This window comes from Xylanibacter ruminicola 23 (assembly GCF_000025925.1).
Taxonomy (GTDB): domain Bacteria; phylum Bacteroidota; class Bacteroidia; order Bacteroidales; family Bacteroidaceae; genus Prevotella; species Prevotella ruminicola.
On record NC_014033.1, the window covers coordinates 1,352,789 to 1,369,085 of the forward strand.

Sequence of the window (16,297 nt, forward strand, 5' to 3'; positions counted from 1 at the left end):
TATAATTATTTTTCGTATCTTGAAAATACCTGATCTACCAGGGCAGCGAATTCTTGGAAAGCATCGGTGTCGCTGAGCGATGAGAGGCTCTGGGCCAGCTGGCGGTAGTACCAGGCGTGGCACGCTGGATCTTTCTGATTAAAGCGCTGCCATACCTGCTCGCCCTGCTCATGATAATGAAGGAGCATGGCGCGCATGTTCGACAGTTTATCGCCAAGCGCCACAATCTTAACATCGCGACTGGCTGCTGCGAGATGATCGATAGCAGCCTGTTTGCGTATCTGCCAGCTGTCGATATGACTCATGCCAGGCACCTCGCTGTCGGTCTCGGAATCAACCAGAGCTGCTACACGGTCGCCAAACTCGGTGCGGATATCGGCCACATTTACACCGGCATCCTCAACCACATCGTGCAGTACGGCTGCTGCCAACAGTTCCTGATCGTCGGTAATACTACCTACGATAGCCATCGCCTCGAGAGGATGAGCAATGTAAGGAATTTTGGTACCCTTACGAACCACACCCGAATGGGCTTTGGTAGCAAAACAGATAGCACGATCAACCATGCTTGAATCGATAGTTTGCTTTTTCTTATCGTGAGGCTTCTCGTTGGTAAGATGCTTCAGCAAATCACTCTGGATGATGCCATTGGTAGCTACCACACTGTTGCCTTGGGTAAAGTCGGCCTCGCCATCGTAATTGGTTACGGTGCCGCCAGCCTCTTTTACTATCAACGCACCAGCCATGAAATCCCACTGACCGATGTACTGCTCGGCATAACCGTCGTATCGGCCTGCAGCCACATAGCACAAAGCCATGGCAGCCGAACCGCACATGCGGATGCTACCTACATGGCCGTAAAGCTCATCGATTAAGCGCTTGATAACGGGCTTATAAGCATCGCTGTTATAAGGCAGTTGCAAGCAGAGCAAAGCATCATTGATTTTCTGTGTACTTACGTGCAGCAGTTGACCGTCCATATAGGCGCCCCCACCCTGCCAGGCGTAAAAACACTCATCGTGACAAACCTCGTAAACCACACCTAACAATACCTCGTGGCCTTGCAACAGCGCAATGCTAACGGCGTAAGGTGCATACTGATGAATAAAATTGGTTGTACCATCAAGCGGATCTACCACCCATAAAAGCTGCTCCTGATCGTGACCAGCCAATCCTTCCTCGGTAATAAAACCTGCCTCGGGCAGTAACTGGCGCAATGCGGTTACAATCAGTTGCTCGGAGCCCTTGTCGACATACGACACGTAGTCGTGTGCATGCTTGCGCTCCACGCTCTCTAACGAGAACTTGCTTCGTTCGTTCCTAATGTAAGCGCCCGCCTGCCTAGCAATCTGGCAGACGGCGCTTGTTAATTGTCTTAACTCCATTTATTTGATTTCCTGGATAATCTTAGCACCCTCTTTCAGGGCTTCCATATTCAGAGGAATCAGTCCGTGGTGGCGCTCAGGCAGAGTTTTGTAGAGAGCCTTCTCTACACCCTTGTCGCTTACCACAGGGGCTACCTTTAAGAGTCCACCCAAAACGATCATGTTGAACACTTTACCGTTTTTCATCTCGGCAGCCTTGTCCATCGCATTAATCTCGTAAACGGTGATATCCTTACGGGTTGGCTTGTTGATGATACCAAAGCCATCGTAAATCAGAATGCCACCGGGCTTGATTTTGGGCTCAAACTTCTCGAGTGAGGGCTGATTGAGTACCACAGCGATGTCGTACTTGCTAAGGATAGGCGAAGAGATGCGCTCGTCGCTAACGATCACTGTAACGTTGGCTGTACCACCACGCTGCTCAGGACCGTAAGCAGGCATCCATGTTACCTCCTTATCCTCCATCAGTCCACTATAGGCCAAGATCTTACCCATTGAGAGCACGCCCTGACCTCCGAAACCAGAAATAATTATTTCTTTCTTCATAAAACTTCGTTTTATGCATCATCGGCTGCACCTCAGCAAAGAGTAAACTCTCTGCATTCGGTTTGCACGATAATTCATTATTTATTTGTAGTATCTTTTAAGTCACCTTTGGGATAGAAGGGGAACATATTCTCCTTCATCCATTCGTTAGCCTTAGCGGGCGAAAGCTTCCAACCGCTGTTACAGGTTGAAACAAACTCTACCAGCGATGAACCCTTACCAGCCATCGAAGCCTCGAAAGCCTTACGCAGAGCCTTCTTAGCCTTGTTGATAGAGGCCACGCTCTCTACACTCTGACGGGTAACATAGCAGGTACCCTCGAGCTGAGCAGCGATATCGGCCATCTTCAAAGGATAACCGTGAATCTCAGGATCACGACCATAAGGACAGGTAGAGGTTTTCTGACCAATCAGTGTGGTTGGAGCCATCTGACCACCCGTCATACCATAAATGGCATTGTTAACGAAGATAATCACGATGTTCTCGCCACGGTTCAGTGCGTGGATGGTTTCGCAGGTACCGATACAAGCCAGGTCGCCATCGCCCTGATAGGTGAATACCAGGCGATCGGGCCAGGTGCGCTTGATACCAGTGGCCAGTGCGGGTGCACGACCATGGGCAGCCTCCTGCCAGTCGATATCAATATAATTGTAGGCGAAGACAGCACAACCTACAGGCGAAACACCTACGGTCTTGTCTTCCATACCCATCTCTTCGATGACTTCGGCAATGAGCTTATGTACCACGCCGTGGCTACAGCCTGGGCAGTAGTGCATATTGTTGTCGTTCATCAGCGTCGGCTTCTTGCAGACGATGTTCTCTGGTTGAACTATTTGATTTCTATCCATTTTCTATTAATTTTGGCAACGGACTACACGACTAACACGACTTTTCTTAATCCTTAAGTCCTGTTTTCCGTTGCTACATAATTTTCTCTTTTAACGCATCTACAATTTCCTCGGGATCGGGGACGATACCTCCCAGGCGACCGAACTGCTCTACGGGAACTGCGCCGTTGGCAGCCAGACGAACATCCTGTACCATCTGACCAGCATTGATCTCGGCTACCAGGATACCCTTTACCTTCTTTGAAAGCTCGGCAATCTGCTTCTCGGGGAATGGGAACAGTGTGATAGGACGGAACAGACCTACCTTGATACCCTGCTCGCGGGCAATCTCTACGCTCTTCTCAGCAATACGGGCAGCACTACCGAATGCTACGATAGCATACTCGGCATCGTCCATCTGCTGCTGCTCAAAGCGTATCTCGTTCTCCTGAATCTTGCGATACTTCTCCTGCAGAGCCAGGTTGCGCTGCTCCATGATCTCAGGCTTAAGCTCGAGTGATGTGATGACCACACGCTCGCGGTTCTTTGGCTTACCAGTTGAAGCCCAAGGACACTCCTTAATAACCTCCTCGTCGGTACGACGGGGCTTGAATGGGGGCAGAACCACCTTCTCCATCATCTGACCGATAACGCCATCGCTCAGAATCATGGCTGGGTTACGATACTTAAATGCCAACTCGAAAGCGAGATCTACGAAATCGGCCATCTCCTGAACTGACGATGGAGCCAGAACGATAACCTTGTAGTCGCCGTTACCACCACCACGGGTAGCCTGGAAATAGTCGCCCTGCGATGGCTGGATGGTACCCAGACCGGGACCTCCACGCTGAACATTGACAAACACACCCGGCACCTCGGCACCAGCCATGTAAGTGATTCCCTCCTGCATCAGTGCGATACCAGGAGACGAAGATGAGGTCATGGCACGCTTACCGGCACCGGCAGCACCATAAACCATGTAGATACTGGCCAGCTCGCTCTCGGCCTGAACTACCTGCATACCGGTAGTCTCCCAAGGCTTCAGCTCTGCCAATGTCTCGATCACTTCACTCTGCGGAGTAATAGGATAGCCGAAATAGCCGTCGCATCCGCATCGAATAGCAGCGTGGGCAATAGCCTCGTTGCCTTTCATCAATACAACTTCCTTTTCCTGTGCCATAATTACTCCTCCACTTTTTTACGATACACGGTGATACAACCATCGGGGCAGACGATGCCACACGAAGCACAGCCCACGCAGGCCTCTTCGTTGACAGCCTCCACGTAGGGGTAGCCGTGCAGATTAACTTTGTTGGCAAGGGCGATAACCTTCTGAGGGCAAGCAACGATGCAGAGGCTGCATCCCTTACACCTCTCGGTATTCACCTCAATAGCGCCTTTCATTTTTGCCATATTCAGTATTTGTTTATGGATTATACATATCTTTACAATAGAAAGCCATGATGTCGTCGAGCATACGCTTGGCTTCCACAGCGGGACTCTCGGGATCGAGCTCAATAGCCTGGATATAGCTGTTGATAGCCTCGTGCCACTGACCGCGCTTGCGGGCCTCATTGCCTTGTTCGTAATACTCTTGTGCCGTCATAATTGTCAATTATCAACTATCAACTGTCAATTATTTATAGTACTCTTTTTTACCTGCGGCTAAGGTATTCTTCATGAGCGAACAGATGGTCATGGGACCTACGCCACCAGGAACAGGTGTAATATACGAGCACTTAGGTGCAACCTCGTCGAACTTCACGTCGCCATTCAAACGGAATCCGCTCTTACGGGTAGCATCGGGGACGCGAGTGGTACCTACATCCACAATCACAGCACCCTCCTTCACCATATCGGCGGTAACAAAGTCGGGCTGACCGATGGCAGCGATAATAATATCGGCGGCACGGCACTCCTCCTTCAGAGTTTTAGAACGCGAGTGGCATACGGTAACGGTAGCGTCGCCATACTGCTTCTGCATCATCAGCTGAGCCATGGGCTTACCTACGATGTTTGAACGACCCAGAATGACACACTTCTTACCGCTGGTTTCGATACCATAGTGCTTAAGCAGGGTGATAATTCCAAGAGGTGTGGCTGAGATGAAGCAAGGCAGTCCGATAGCCATACGACCCACGTTAATGGGGTGGAAACCGTCGACATCCTTACGGTAGTCGATTGCCTCGATAATCTTCTGCTCATCGATATGCTTTGGCAAGGGCAACTGCACGATGAAACCATCTACATCGTCGTCCTTGTTGAGCTTATCAACGCAACATAAAAGCTCATCCTCCGAGATATTATCCTCGAAACGGATGAGCGTACTCTTAAAGCCACAAGCCTCGCAGGCCAGCACCTTATTTTTTACATAAGTTTCCGATCCCCCATCGTGACCCACCAAGACGGCGGCCAGATGGGGTTGTTTGCCTCCTTGGGCAACAATCTCTTTTACCTCCTCAGCGATTTCGGCCTTGATAGCCGCCGCTGTTGCTTTTCCATCAATCAGTTGCATATGTGTTGTATTTAGAACTTGGGCATACCACCTCGCATCTTCATGGCTGCAGCCATCTGAGCCATTTTCGACGAATTGAGGCCGGTAACCATCTTCATCATCTTGCGAGTCTGCTCGAACTGCTTCATCAGTCGGTTCACATCGTCCAACTTGGTACCAGAACCGGCTGCGATACGACGGCGACGGCTTGGATTGATGATATCGGGATTAGCGCGCTCCTTTGGTGTCATCGAGTTAATGATAGCCTCGATACCCTTAAAGGCATTGTCGTCGATATCCAGATCCTTAATCTGCTTGCCAACACCAGGAATCATGGCAGCCAGATCCTTGATGTTACCCATCTTCTTGATCTGCTGTATCTGACCCATGAAGTCGTCGAAGTCGAACTTATTCTTGCGGATTTTCTTTTCAAGTTTCTTAGCTTCCTCCTCGTCGAACTGCTGCTGGGCACGCTCAACCAGAGAAACGATATCACCCATACCGAGGATACGGTCGGCCATACGCTCGGGATAGAACACATCGATAGCCTCCATCTTTTCGCCCGTACCTACAAACTTAATAGGCTTGGTAACTACGGTGCGGATTGAAAGGGCTGCACCACCACGGGTGTCACCATCGAGCTTGGTAAGGATAACACCATCGAAATCCAGACGATCGTTGAACTCCTTAGCGGTGTTAACGGCATCCTGACCGGTCATTGAGTCAACTACGAACAGAGTCTCGTTAGGATTAACGGCCTTCTTCAGGGTCTCGATTTCCTGCATCATCTCCTCATCTACAGCCAGACGACCAGCGGTATCGATAATCACCACATCGTTGGCCTTCGACTTGGCCTCCTGGATAGCGTGGTTGGCAATCTCTACCACATTTTTATTATCAGGCTCGGAATATACGGGAACACCTACAGTCTCGCCCACTACCTTGAGCTGCTCGATAGCAGCAGGACGATACACGTCGCAGGCTACCAGCAAAGGCTTCTTGTGGTTGCGCTCCTTCAGCATCTTGGCCAGCTTACCACTGAAGGTGGTCTTACCCGAACCCTGCAGACCCGACATCAGAATGATGGCAGGCGCACCGGCACGACCCTCGATCTTCAGTTCGGCAGCCTTACCACCCATCAGCTCGGCCAGCTCATCGTGAACAATCTTCACCATCAGCTGACTTGGCTTAACGGCTGTAAGCACGTTCATACCCAAAGCTTTCTGCTTAACGGTATCGGTAAAGCTCTTGGCTACCTTATAGTTTACGTCGGCATCCAACAGGGCACGACGTACATCTTTCAGCGTTTCGGCTACGTTAATCTCGGTGATTTTACCCTCACCCTTCAGTATCTTAAACGAGCGTTCTAGTCTATCACTTAAATTCTCAAACATATTACTAATCTATTTTTAGGGCGCAAAGTTACAATAAAAAAACGACACGCCCAAATTTTACTCGTCGTTTTTTACATTTTCTTTTATTTCTGTTGACTTAGGCCGCATACTGAACTCACAGCCGCAATACTGCTGATTATAGAACTGATACTCCTTAAGCAGTTGGTTGCGGCGTTCGTACAGGCCACCCTTGCGCCAGTTCTGGGCCCAAAATTTTACTTCATTGAACATTGAACATTGAGCATTGACCATTTGCTCTGCTGCCAGGCCGGCTTGGTTTATCTGGTCCAGATTCTTCCATCTGCTCGATGCCAGCGTGGTGGTGAAATACTTAATACCTAATGCCTGGGCCTGCTTGGCAGCGGCTATCAGGCGTAATGTAAAACAGCGTTCGCAACGGCGACCACGTTCGGGCTCCGATTCCAATCCGCACACACCACCCAACCACTCCTCGTGGTTATAATCGCCATCAATCCATCGTAGTCTTAAGCTCTCAGCATGACGCTTACTCTCCTGTTTACGAATCTCGTATTCCTCTCGGGGCCAGATATTTGGATTAAAATAATAAATCACAGGTCGAATACCGTTAGCCATCATCCATTCGACGATAGCCGACGAGCAAGGTGCGCAGCAAGCATGCAACAATACCTCGCTGATATCTTCGGGTTTCTGTATAGCTGGTTGTTTCATCGGGTGCAAAATTACACAATATTATTGTTAATCTTCCCAAATTTTGCATTTATTTCGCCTAAAATGTGTACTTTCGCAGAAAATTTATACTTTACTACAATTAATATAACGATGATGAATTTAAATCTAACTAACAGTATTAAGATGCCTAACCACGAGCTTAGACGTCAGGTAATCGAACTGTGTGAGAAGGTAGAGAAGCCACTGCTGAAGCTTTCTACCAAGGATTATGTTGAGAATGGACTGGGACACCTGGTTGAGCAATTCGACGGTCAGGCCGGTCTGGTAAACATCGAGGTGTTTAACGAACTGCAGCACACCATTACTGGTTGGCCCGGCGGCAAACCCAATGTAGATGATAGCACCCGTCCCGAGCGCGCAAAACCCTACCCCAAGCGTGTGATTGTATTCTCGCCCCACCCCGACGACGATGTAATTTCGATGGGTGGAACCATTCGCCGACTGATGCAGCAGAACCACGATGTGCATGTAGCTTACGAGACATCGGGTAACATTGCTGTAGGCGATGAAGAGGTACGCCGCTTTATGCACTTCATCAATGGCTTTAACACCATTTTTGCCAACGGTAGCGACGAGGTTATTAAGCACTCATACCAGGCAGTAAAGGCCTTTATCAAGGGTAAGAAACCAGGCGATCTGGATAACGAGCAGATTCTGCGTCTGAAGGGACTGATTCGCCGTGGCGAGGCCCGACTGGCTTGTGAGTACAGTGGTATCGACAGTAAGCATATCCACTTCCTCGACCTGCCTTTCTACGAGAGCGGTAAGATTGAGAAGCTGCCTATGACCGAGGCCGACGTAACCCCCATTATCGAGCTGATTAACGAGATTAAGCCACACCAGATTTACGTGGCTGCCGACCTGGCCGACCCACACGGCACACACCGTAAGTGTACCGATGCTGTGCTGGCTGCCATCGACGAGACCAAGAAGGCTGGTGCCGAGTGGTTGAAGGACTGTCGTGTATGGATGTACCGTGGTGCCTGGGCTGAATGGGATGTAGCCGATATCGAGATGTGCGTACCTATGAGTCCTGAGGAACTGCGCGAGAAGCGAAATGCCATCCTGCGCCACCAGAGTCAGATGGAGAGTGCCCCATTCCTGGGTAACGACGAGCGCCTGTTCTGGCAGCGTGCCGAGGATCGCAACCGCGAAACAGCCAAGCGCTACGACAATCTCGGACTGGCATGCTACGAGGCCATGGAGGCGTTTGTAGAGTACAAATTCTAAACGTAATAGATTAAACATTAAAGATTAAACATTAATGAAGACCGTAAACATGAAGTTTAAAGGAATGGTGTTAACAGCACTCATCTCGTTAGGCTCAATGACAGCTGCGGCTGGCGAGCCTGCCAACTACAACGTGGTACCACTGCCACAGTCGATTGTGATAACAAAAGGTGCAGCCTTTGAGGTTGACGCCGACGTACAGATTCTGGCTCCTGCCGAACTGCAGAGCGAAGCAGAATTCCTGAAGCAGTACATCAAAGAGCTGACCAAGTGCGACCTGACCATCGTGAACAAGCGTGCTAAGAAGGTGCGCTACATCGAGCTGGCCGTATCGCCAAAGGTAACCGCTAAGGAAGGTTATGTATTGAACATCAACCAGAAGGGTGTTACCATCCAGGGTGGCACAGCAGCTGGTGTGTTCTATGGTATCCAGACCCTGCGCAAATCGCTGCCTATCGCCTGCAAGTGCGGTAAGCACAAGGGTGGCTGTCTGCCTGCCGCAACGATTACCGATGCCCCACGCTTTGGTTATCGCGGTATGATGCTGGATTGCTCACGCCACTTCTGGAGCGTGGATTTCGTAAAGAAGTTCATCGACCTGCTGGCTATGCACAACATGAACACCTTCCACTGGCATCTGAGCGACGACCAGGGTTGGCGTATCGAGATCAAGAAGTATCCTAAGCTTACCACTATCGGTTCGCAGCGTTCGGGTACTATTCTCGGCACCAACTCTGATTTGGACGATGGTATCCCCCACGGTGGTTTCTACACCCAGCAGGAGGCTCGCGACATTGTGAAATATGCCCAGGAGCGCCATATCACTATCATCCCTGAGATTGACATGCCCGGACACATGCTGGCTGCACTGGCTTGCTATCCCGAACTGGGTTGCACAGGCGGTCCTTACGAGGTAGGTCACTACTGGGGTGTTTACACCGATGTGCTGTGCGTAGGCAATCCTAAGGTTTACGAGTTTGTAGAGGGTGTGCTGGCCGAGATTATGGACATCTTCCCTTCGGAAGTAATCCATATCGGTGGCGACGAAACTCCAACAGTAAAATGGGAGGCGTGTCCTAAGTGTCAGGCCCTCGGACAGAGCAAGGATAAGCTGCAGGCTCACTTTACACAGAAGGTATTCGGCTACCTGACAGCCCATCAGCGCCGTGCCCTGGGATGGGACGAGATTCTGGATGGCTGTCCACAGGATGCCATGATTATGTCGTGGCGTGGTAGCGAGCCAGGTGCAAAGGCTGCCGAGTTAGGTCACGACGTGGTGATGACGCCTACATCGCATGTTTACTTCGACTATCTGCAGTCGAAGGAGGCTCAGTTCGAGCCAAGCCGTTGCGGTGGTTTCATTCCTGTAGAGAAGGTATATTCGCTGGAGCCTGCTCCCGACACCCTGTCAGTCGAAGCTAAGAAGCACATCTTGGGTACACAGGCCAACCTGTGGGCTGAGTATCTGCTGACCGAAGGACTGGTGGAATATCAGGCCCTGCCACGTATGTCGGCTCTGTCGGAGGTACAGTGGACACAGCCTGAGCTGAAGAACTACGACGCCTTTAAGGAGCGCTTGACACGATTCACAAAGCTGTTCGAGTTCTACAACTACAAATATGCCAAGCATCTGTGGCCTGAGCGTCAGTTGCCCAGTCGCTGGCAGTTCTAACAAATTCAAAACATCTACCAACACTTTTTATGAAGAAAATCATTTTACTGCTATTTAGTATCCTGAGTCTGGGCATCCAGGCTCAGGTTAACTTAGTACCTGCGCCACAGAAAGTAACTGTTGGCACAGGCGAGTTTAATCTGGCACAAGGCACTACCATTGCCTACTCATCGGCTGCACTGAAGCCTGCTGCTGAGTACCTGCAGGTATGCTTGCAGCGCTATGCAAAGGTAAACGCCACGCTGGTTGCCGGCAAGCAGGGCGACATCCGACTGACTACCAAGAAAGGTATAGCCAAGGACGGCTACCAGTTGAATGTAAAGGCCAACGGTATCGACATCAACGCTGCCAACTACAGCGGAACCCTGTCGGCTATTGCCACCTTGAACCAGTTGCTGCTGCAGAACGATGGCAAAGCTGCCATCCCTACTGTTGCGGTTACCGATGCACCACGCTTTAACTGGCGCGGATTCCATCTGGATGTATCACGCCACTTCTTTACAGTTGACGAGGTGAAGGAGATTATCGACCTGATGGCGCTGTACAAGCTGAACCGATTCCACTGGCACCTGACCGACGATCAGGGCTGGCGTATCGAGATTAAGAAGTACCCACTGCTGACCGAGAAGGGTGCCTGGCGTATCTACAACAACCAGGACACTGCCTGCATGCAGCTGGCTGCCCGTGATGATAATCCCAACCTGTTGATTCCGAAGAAGAATACCCGTGTAGAGAATGGCGATACCCTGTATGGCGGTTACTACACACAGGATCAGATTCGTGACGTGGTGGCTTATGCCAAGCAGCGCGGTATCGAGATTGTACCCGAGATTGACATGCCAGGTCATTTCCTGAGTGCCATCGAGAACTACGAGGGGCTGTCGTGCTTCCCCACCATCGGCTGGGGCCAGTATTTTACCACCCCACTCTGTCCAGGAAAACAGAAGGTACTGGATTTCTGCAAGGATATCTGGAGCGAGATTTTCAAGCTGTTCCCCTATGAGTATGTACACGTAGGTGGCGACGAGGTGCGTAAGGATACCTGGAAGGAATGTCCCGACTGTCAGAAGCGTATCAAGGATAACCATCTGAAGAACGAGGAGGAACTGCAGTCGTGGTTTATCCATCAGATGGAGGCATTCATCAATAAGAACGGTAAGAAGATGATGGGCTGGGACGAAATCCTGGAGGGTGGACTCTCGAAGACCGCTACCGTAACCTGGTGGCGCACCTGGGTGCCCGATGCACCAAGTCAGGTAACAGCACAGTGCAACGATGTCATCTTCTGTCCCGGTTCGCCCATGTATCTCTCGCAGGCTGAAGAGAAAACCAGCATGCGCAGCATCTACGAATACGACAAGGAGATGCTGAAAGGCATGAACGCCAAGCAGAAGCAGCACGTGATTGGCGTGCAGGGTAACATGTGGTGCGAGTATATCCCTACCCTTGAGCGTGTGCTGTTCCAGTACTTCCCACGTATCTTAGCGCTGTCGGAGCTGGCATGGACAAAACCCGAACTGAAGGATTACGATGAGTTCTACAGTCGCCTGCCTAAGCAGTTTGCCATGCTGCACAAGCTGAACGTGCCTTTCCGCACCCCAAGTCTGGATGGTGTATATCACGTAAACGCCTTTACCACTGAGGGTACCATGGCAGTGAGCTGTGCCGACCCATTGGCAACAGTACGTTACACCACCGATGGCAGCTTCCCCAACAAGAACTCGCAGCTATATAACGGACCAGTGAAGGTTGATGAGACCACGCACTTTATTCTGCGTACGTTTGCACCTAACGGACAGGCTGGTGAGATGATGAAGGCCGACTTCCTGAAGCAGGGACTGCTGGAGCCAGTAAAGGCAGATGCCAGTAAGCTGACTCAGGGTTTGAACGCAGCCTGGTACAACTATCGTGGTGAGAAATGTCGCGAAATCCACAAGGCCCCATTCAATGGCAACTATGCTGCTAACGATGTGGTGATTCCCGAGGGTGTAAAAGGTAACATCGGACTGATTATTACCGGTTACCTGCGTGTGCCCGAGGATGGTGTATATACCTTCTCGCTGATGAGCGACGATGGTAGCTGGCTGAAGATTGATGGCAACATGGTGGTAGATAACGACCGTCCACAGAGCCCTCACGAGGAAGTAAGTCAGCAGGCACTGAAAGCCGGACTGCACAAGATAGAGGTTCGCTACTTTGATAGCAACGGCGGTATGCTTCGCCTCTGGGTATTTGATACCAAAGGCCAAAAGATGCAACCCGCCGACATCTACTTTAAATAAAAAAGAAATCCCGCTTCAGTTTGTTTGAAGCGGGATTCTTTTTATAGATTAATCAATAACTCGGTTTTGCCATCAGCTATGAGTTTTAATACCAACTCGCCAAAGAGTGTGTTCTGCCAAGCAAACCACGGACGGGTGTAATCGTTGGCATCATCCTTATTAAAACTCTCGTGTATAAAACCTGTACCGGCATCGGTAGCTAACAGGGTTCGCATGCACCAGCGAATCTCATCATCATCGGTGGCGGTAAAGCACTTCATCATAATCGACATGGGCCATACCATATCATAACCGATATGCGGACCGCCTATACCCTCGCCTGCCTTGCCACGGAAGAACCAGGGGTTATCCTCGCTCCACACAAAACGACGGGTATTCTGATAGACAGGATCGTCCATAGGCACATCGCCTAAGTAACCCATACCCAACAAGCTGGGCACGTTGGCATCGTCCATCAACAGATGATTACCGAAACCATCCACCTCGTAGGCATAAATCTTTCCGTACTTAGGATGATCAACCACGGCATACTGCTTCAGGGCGGTTACTACCTCACTGGCCAAAGCCTGGCACTCGGCAGCCTTTTCGGTCTTGGCGTTAACCTTAGTGAGAATCTCGGCCATCTTTTTAAGCGATGATACTGCCATGAAGTTAGAAGGCACCAGGAAAGGTAACGAGGTACGATCGTCGCTAGGACGGAATACCGAGGCTATCAAGCCAACAGGTTTTACTGGAGCGCCGTAGCCATTCCATCCCACGGTATCGTAGGTACGATCGGTCATACGGAAGAATCGGTACGGACCATGTCCATCCTTACGCTGCTGCTCGCGGAAGGTTTTTACGATGTTATCAACTGCCTGCAACCAGATGTCGCCAAAGATTGTAGCATCACCCGTTACCAGCCAATACCAATAAGCCAGGCGCACGGGATAGCACAGCGAGTCGATCTCGTACTTACGCTCAAAAACATCCTTCGTCATCCTGGTCACATCCTTCTGCCAACCGGCACCGGTAGGACCATCGTTAAAGGCATTCGCGTACCTATCTATATTAATACACTTCAGCTGGCGCAGAATCACACCACGCAGCATTTTTCTGAGCTTCTTATCCTTGGCACACAACTGCACGTAAGGCCATACCTGAGCACCCGAATCGCGCAGCCACATAGCAGGGATATCGCCGGTATATACAAAGGTATCATCCTCGCCATCTACCACACGGTAATGCACGGTAGATTCCAAGGTGTTTGGAAAGCAGTTGGCAAACATCCAAGCCAGACGGGGATTGCCACTCAGCAGTTTCTGCACCTCACGGATTTTGGCCTCTACGGCATCCGACGTAAAAAGGCGCTCGGCAACCGGTGGGCGTTTGGAAGGATACACCTTAGTATTGTCGGAAACCACAGAGGTGTATCGGGCATTGACTTGCTGTGCTGAGGCTGTGAATAGTGAACAGTGAATAGTGAAAAGTATCACTAAACACCATCTCACACAGCTCACACTTAGCGTATATCTAATCATCACAAAACTTTTCACTCTTCACTAAAATTAAGGACGATTCTTAATCTGAGTACCCCATGCTGAAGGCTGGTTGCCCATCTCGAGTTCGAGTACACCACCCTTTACGATATCCTGGAACATCAGGTACGACTTAGCATAAGGCTTGCCGTTGAGCTTAGCACTCTGTACGTAGATATTCTCCTTGCTGTTGTTATGAGCCTTAACAGTAAATGTCTTACCGCCACCTACGTTAACCTTTGCCTCGTTGAAGAGTGGACTGCCGATGATGTACTTACCACCTGCAGGCTCTACCTGATACAGACCTAACGACGACATGACATACCAAGCCGACATCTGACCTACATCCTCGTTACCCGACAGACCGTCGAAATCGTTGAAGTAGAGCTCACTCATGGTCTGGCGCAGCAACTTGGCAGCCTTCCAGGGCTGACCTACGTAGTTATACATATATAATATGTGGTGACTAGGCTCGTTGCCATGTGCATACTGTCCAATCAGACCAGAGATATCGGGCGAAGCCTCGGCACCCATATCGCCACTGACGATGAAGAGTGAATCGAACTTCTCAACAAAACGCTTCTCGCTGGGGAACAAACTAACCAGTCCGTGTACATCATGAGGTACCAGCCAGGTGTACTGCCAAGCATTACCCTCGGTATAGTCGTCGGCGGTGTGTACACTCTTGAATGGATTGAATGGCTCGTGGAAACTACCATCGCTACCGCGTCCACGCATAAACAGAGTCTTGCGATCGAAATAATGCTTATAGCCACGACTGCGGTTGTAGAAGTACTTGTAATCGGCCTTCTTACCCAACAGCTTAGCTACCTTGGCGATACAGTCGTCAGCCAGGGCATACTCCAAGCCCTTAGCCACAGTCTGGAAAGTAGAGTCCTTATCGTAAGGCAGATAGCCATACTTTTTGAGCAGATCCATACTGCGCTCATCAAGCATAGCCGATGTCTTCATCGCATTAAAGGCAGCCTCCTTATCGGTTACAAAACCTTTCAGAACCATATCGGCCAGCACAGCTGCACCGGGGTTACCCACCATACAGTCGGTCTCGTTACCCATCAGGTGCCATACAGGCAGCTTGCCCTGCTGCTCGAAGATGTGCTGGAAGGTGGCAGCCATATCCTTCTGTTTCTCAGGATGAATCAGTGTCATCAAAGGATGAGCTGCACGATAGGTATCCCAGAGCGAGAAGGTGGTATAGTTGGTAAAGTCGCCATGATGCACCTTACCATCGGCACCACGGTAGTTGCCTGTAACATCGCTGAACACCGATGGTGCAGTCATGGTGTGATAAAGGGCTGTATAGAAGATGGTACGAACGGTCTCATCGTCGGTATCTACATCAATCTTACCCAGCTCGTCGTTCCATGCCTGATTAGCAGCAGCTACGGTAGCCTTGAAATCCCAACCTGGCAGCTCGGCCTTGAGGTTAGCCTTGGCATCCTCGACACTTACTGCCGAGATGGCACATTTTACCATCACTGGCTTTGAGATATCCTCGAAGGTAAGCACCATGATAGAGTCGCCTACCTGCTTCTTCACTTTTACAGGGGTTGAGAACTCGGCTGCAAAGAACACATGCTGATTGCGGGCCCAACCCGACGACTGACGGAAGCCGGTAACCATGGTAGGACTCTCAACAGAAAAACCGCTCTTACGCCAGTTGTCCCAACCGGTACCCTGTCGCAAATCGATACGCAGCATACCTTTATGATTGTCGGCACCGAATGTATAACGGTGGAAACCAACGCGTTTAGTTGCAGTGAGCTCAACAAATACATTAGGCTGCTGCAAACGAATGGCATAGTAACCAGGACGAACCGACTCGTTGGCATGTGAGAACTTAGTCTCGGTAGCGCTGCAATGAGCCACTGGCAGGAAACCGATATCACCCAGATCGCCGATACCCGTACCACTCAGGTGGGTATGACCAAAACCTACCAGTACCGAATCGCTGATGTGATAGCCCGAACACCAGTCCCATCCATGGGTGTGCTCTGTGGGGCCGAGCTGTATCACGCCAAAGGGTACGTTTGCACCCAAGAATACGTGACCGTGACCTCCGGTACCAATCCAGGGATTAACATAATTAGTAAACTCGTTTTTGTGTTGGCAAGCATCTGCCGCCATAACCTGACCAGACACTGCAGTCATGGTCAACGCCAGAATAAATTTATTTAAGCATTTCATAATTTAAATAGGTATATTAGCAATTCGCTTA

At 50.3% G+C, this 16,297-nt stretch carries 13 protein-coding genes and 2 pseudogenes; 3 read left to right on the top strand and 12 right to left on the bottom strand.

Translation table 11 applies throughout. From position 1 onward, the window contains the following. Positions 1 to 5: 5 nt before the first annotated feature. The 10 genes and pseudogenes from PRU_RS16475 to PRU_RS06020 form a co-directional block, all read right to left on the bottom strand. Positions 6 to 566: an HD domain-containing protein gene (locus PRU_RS16475; protein WP_373314252.1), complete on the bottom strand. Its 561-nt coding sequence runs from the start codon at positions 564 to 566 to the stop codon at positions 6 to 8. Between the two features lie 33 nt (positions 567 to 599). Continuing rightward, a pseudogene (locus PRU_RS16480) lies at positions 600 to 1,385 on the bottom strand (inositol monophosphatase family protein); the annotation flags it as partial. Beyond that, a complete protein-coding gene (locus PRU_RS05985) occupies positions 1,386 to 1,931 on the bottom strand; it encodes a 2-oxoacid:acceptor oxidoreductase family protein (protein WP_013063811.1) in 546 nt (181 codons plus the stop codon). A gap of 77 nt (positions 1,932 to 2,008) precedes the next feature. Then, positions 2,009 to 2,779: a thiamine pyrophosphate-dependent enzyme gene (locus PRU_RS05990; RefSeq protein ID WP_028907129.1), complete on the bottom strand. Its 771-nt coding sequence runs from the start codon at positions 2,777 to 2,779 to the stop codon at positions 2,009 to 2,011. Positions 2,780 to 2,852: 73 nt separating this feature from the next. Further along, positions 2,853 to 3,938, bottom strand: a complete 1,086-nt coding sequence (locus PRU_RS05995) for a 3-methyl-2-oxobutanoate dehydrogenase subunit VorB (protein ID WP_013064312.1) — start codon at positions 3,936 to 3,938, stop codon at positions 2,853 to 2,855. Between the two features lie 2 nt (positions 3,939 to 3,940). Then, positions 3,941 to 4,171, bottom strand: a complete 231-nt coding sequence (locus PRU_RS06000; protein ID WP_028907131.1) for a 4Fe-4S dicluster domain-containing protein — start codon at positions 4,169 to 4,171, stop codon at positions 3,941 to 3,943. A gap of 13 nt (positions 4,172 to 4,184) precedes the next feature. Next, the gene (locus PRU_RS06005) at positions 4,185 to 4,364 is read right to left on the bottom strand and encodes a tetratricopeptide repeat protein (RefSeq protein WP_013065546.1); all 180 of its coding nucleotides are present in this window, start codon (positions 4,362 to 4,364) and stop codon (positions 4,185 to 4,187) included. Positions 4,365 to 4,394: 30 nt separating this feature from the next. Next, complete coding sequence (folD, locus tag PRU_RS06010; RefSeq protein ID WP_013065317.1) at positions 4,395 to 5,273, bottom strand: bifunctional methylenetetrahydrofolate dehydrogenase/methenyltetrahydrofolate cyclohydrolase FolD; 879 nt, start codon at positions 5,271 to 5,273, stop codon at positions 4,395 to 4,397. Positions 5,274 to 5,284: 11 nt separating this feature from the next. Continuing rightward, positions 5,285 to 6,646, bottom strand: coding sequence for a signal recognition particle protein (gene ffh, locus PRU_RS06015; RefSeq protein WP_013065532.1), 1,362 nt, complete (start codon positions 6,644 to 6,646; stop codon positions 5,285 to 5,287). Between the two features lie 57 nt (positions 6,647 to 6,703). Then, complete coding sequence (locus PRU_RS06020; RefSeq protein ID WP_013064997.1) at positions 6,704 to 7,336, bottom strand: epoxyqueuosine reductase QueH; 633 nt, start codon at positions 7,334 to 7,336, stop codon at positions 6,704 to 6,706. Positions 7,337 to 7,462: 126 nt separating this feature from the next. On the opposite strand from PRU_RS06020, the pseudogene PRU_RS06025 reads away from it, so the two are divergent. The 3 genes and pseudogenes from PRU_RS06025 to PRU_RS06035 form a co-directional block, all read left to right on the top strand. Continuing rightward, positions 7,463 to 8,587, top strand: a pseudogene (locus tag PRU_RS06025) (PIG-L family deacetylase); the annotation flags it as partial. A 49-nt stretch (positions 8,588 to 8,636) separates the two neighbouring features. After that, positions 8,637 to 10,259: a beta-N-acetylhexosaminidase gene (locus tag PRU_RS06030; RefSeq protein WP_013063067.1), complete on the top strand. Its 1,623-nt coding sequence runs from the start codon at positions 8,637 to 8,639 to the stop codon at positions 10,257 to 10,259. 29 nt (positions 10,260 to 10,288) lie between these two features. Continuing rightward, complete coding sequence (locus tag PRU_RS06035) at positions 10,289 to 12,541, top strand: family 20 glycosylhydrolase (RefSeq protein ID WP_013065089.1); 2,253 nt, start codon at positions 10,289 to 10,291, stop codon at positions 12,539 to 12,541. Between the two features lie 41 nt (positions 12,542 to 12,582). Here the strand turns inward: PRU_RS06035 and PRU_RS06040 are convergent, their stop codons facing one another. Both PRU_RS06040 and PRU_RS06045 read right to left on the bottom strand, forming a co-directional pair. Beyond that, complete coding sequence (locus PRU_RS06040) at positions 12,583 to 14,061, bottom strand: glycoside hydrolase family 125 protein (protein WP_013064663.1); 1,479 nt, start codon at positions 14,059 to 14,061, stop codon at positions 12,583 to 12,585. Between the two features lie 27 nt (positions 14,062 to 14,088). Further along, positions 14,089 to 16,266 (bottom strand): GH92 family glycosyl hydrolase, encoded by a 2,178-nt coding sequence (locus tag PRU_RS06045; RefSeq protein ID WP_013063899.1) that lies wholly within the window; start codon positions 16,264 to 16,266, stop codon positions 14,089 to 14,091. Positions 16,267 to 16,297 lie beyond the last annotated feature (31 nt).

Excerpts from the sequence above, each read along its gene's own strand:
- PRU_RS06030 (WP_013063067.1), top strand. The coding sequence starts at position 8,637 with ATGAAGTTTAAAGGAATGGTGTTAACAGCACTCATCTCGTTAGGCTCA.
- PRU_RS06040 (WP_013064663.1), bottom strand. The coding sequence starts at position 14,061 with ATGATTAGATATACGCTAAGTGTGAGCTGTGTGAGATGGTGTTTAGTG.
- PRU_RS06020 (WP_013064997.1), bottom strand. The coding sequence starts at position 7,336 with ATGAAACAACCAGCTATACAGAAACCCGAAGATATCAGCGAGGTATTG.
- folD (WP_013065317.1), bottom strand. The coding sequence starts at position 5,273 with ATGCAACTGATTGATGGAAAAGCAACAGCGGCGGCTATCAAGGCCGAA.
- PRU_RS05990 (WP_028907129.1), bottom strand. The coding sequence starts at position 2,779 with ATGGATAGAAATCAAATAGTTCAACCAGAGAACATCGTCTGCAAGAAG.
- PRU_RS06045 (WP_013063899.1), bottom strand. The coding sequence starts at position 16,266 with ATGAAATGCTTAAATAAATTTATTCTGGCGTTGACCATGACTGCAGTG.
- PRU_RS05995 (WP_013064312.1), bottom strand. The coding sequence starts at position 3,938 with ATGGCACAGGAAAAGGAAGTTGTATTGATGAAAGGCAACGAGGCTATT.
- ffh (WP_013065532.1), bottom strand. The coding sequence starts at position 6,646 with ATGTTTGAGAATTTAAGTGATAGACTAGAACGCTCGTTTAAGATACTG.
- PRU_RS06005 (WP_013065546.1), bottom strand. The coding sequence starts at position 4,364 with ATGACGGCACAAGAGTATTACGAACAAGGCAATGAGGCCCGCAAGCGC.
- PRU_RS16475 (WP_373314252.1), bottom strand. The coding sequence starts at position 566 with ATGGTTGATCGTGCTATCTGTTTTGCTACCAAAGCCCATTCGGGTGTG.
- PRU_RS05985 (WP_013063811.1), bottom strand. The coding sequence starts at position 1,931 with ATGAAGAAAGAAATAATTATTTCTGGTTTCGGAGGTCAGGGCGTGCTC.
- PRU_RS06035 (WP_013065089.1), top strand. The coding sequence starts at position 10,289 with ATGAAGAAAATCATTTTACTGCTATTTAGTATCCTGAGTCTGGGCATC.
- PRU_RS06000 (WP_028907131.1), bottom strand. The coding sequence starts at position 4,171 with ATGGCAAAAATGAAAGGCGCTATTGAGGTGAATACCGAGAGGTGTAAG.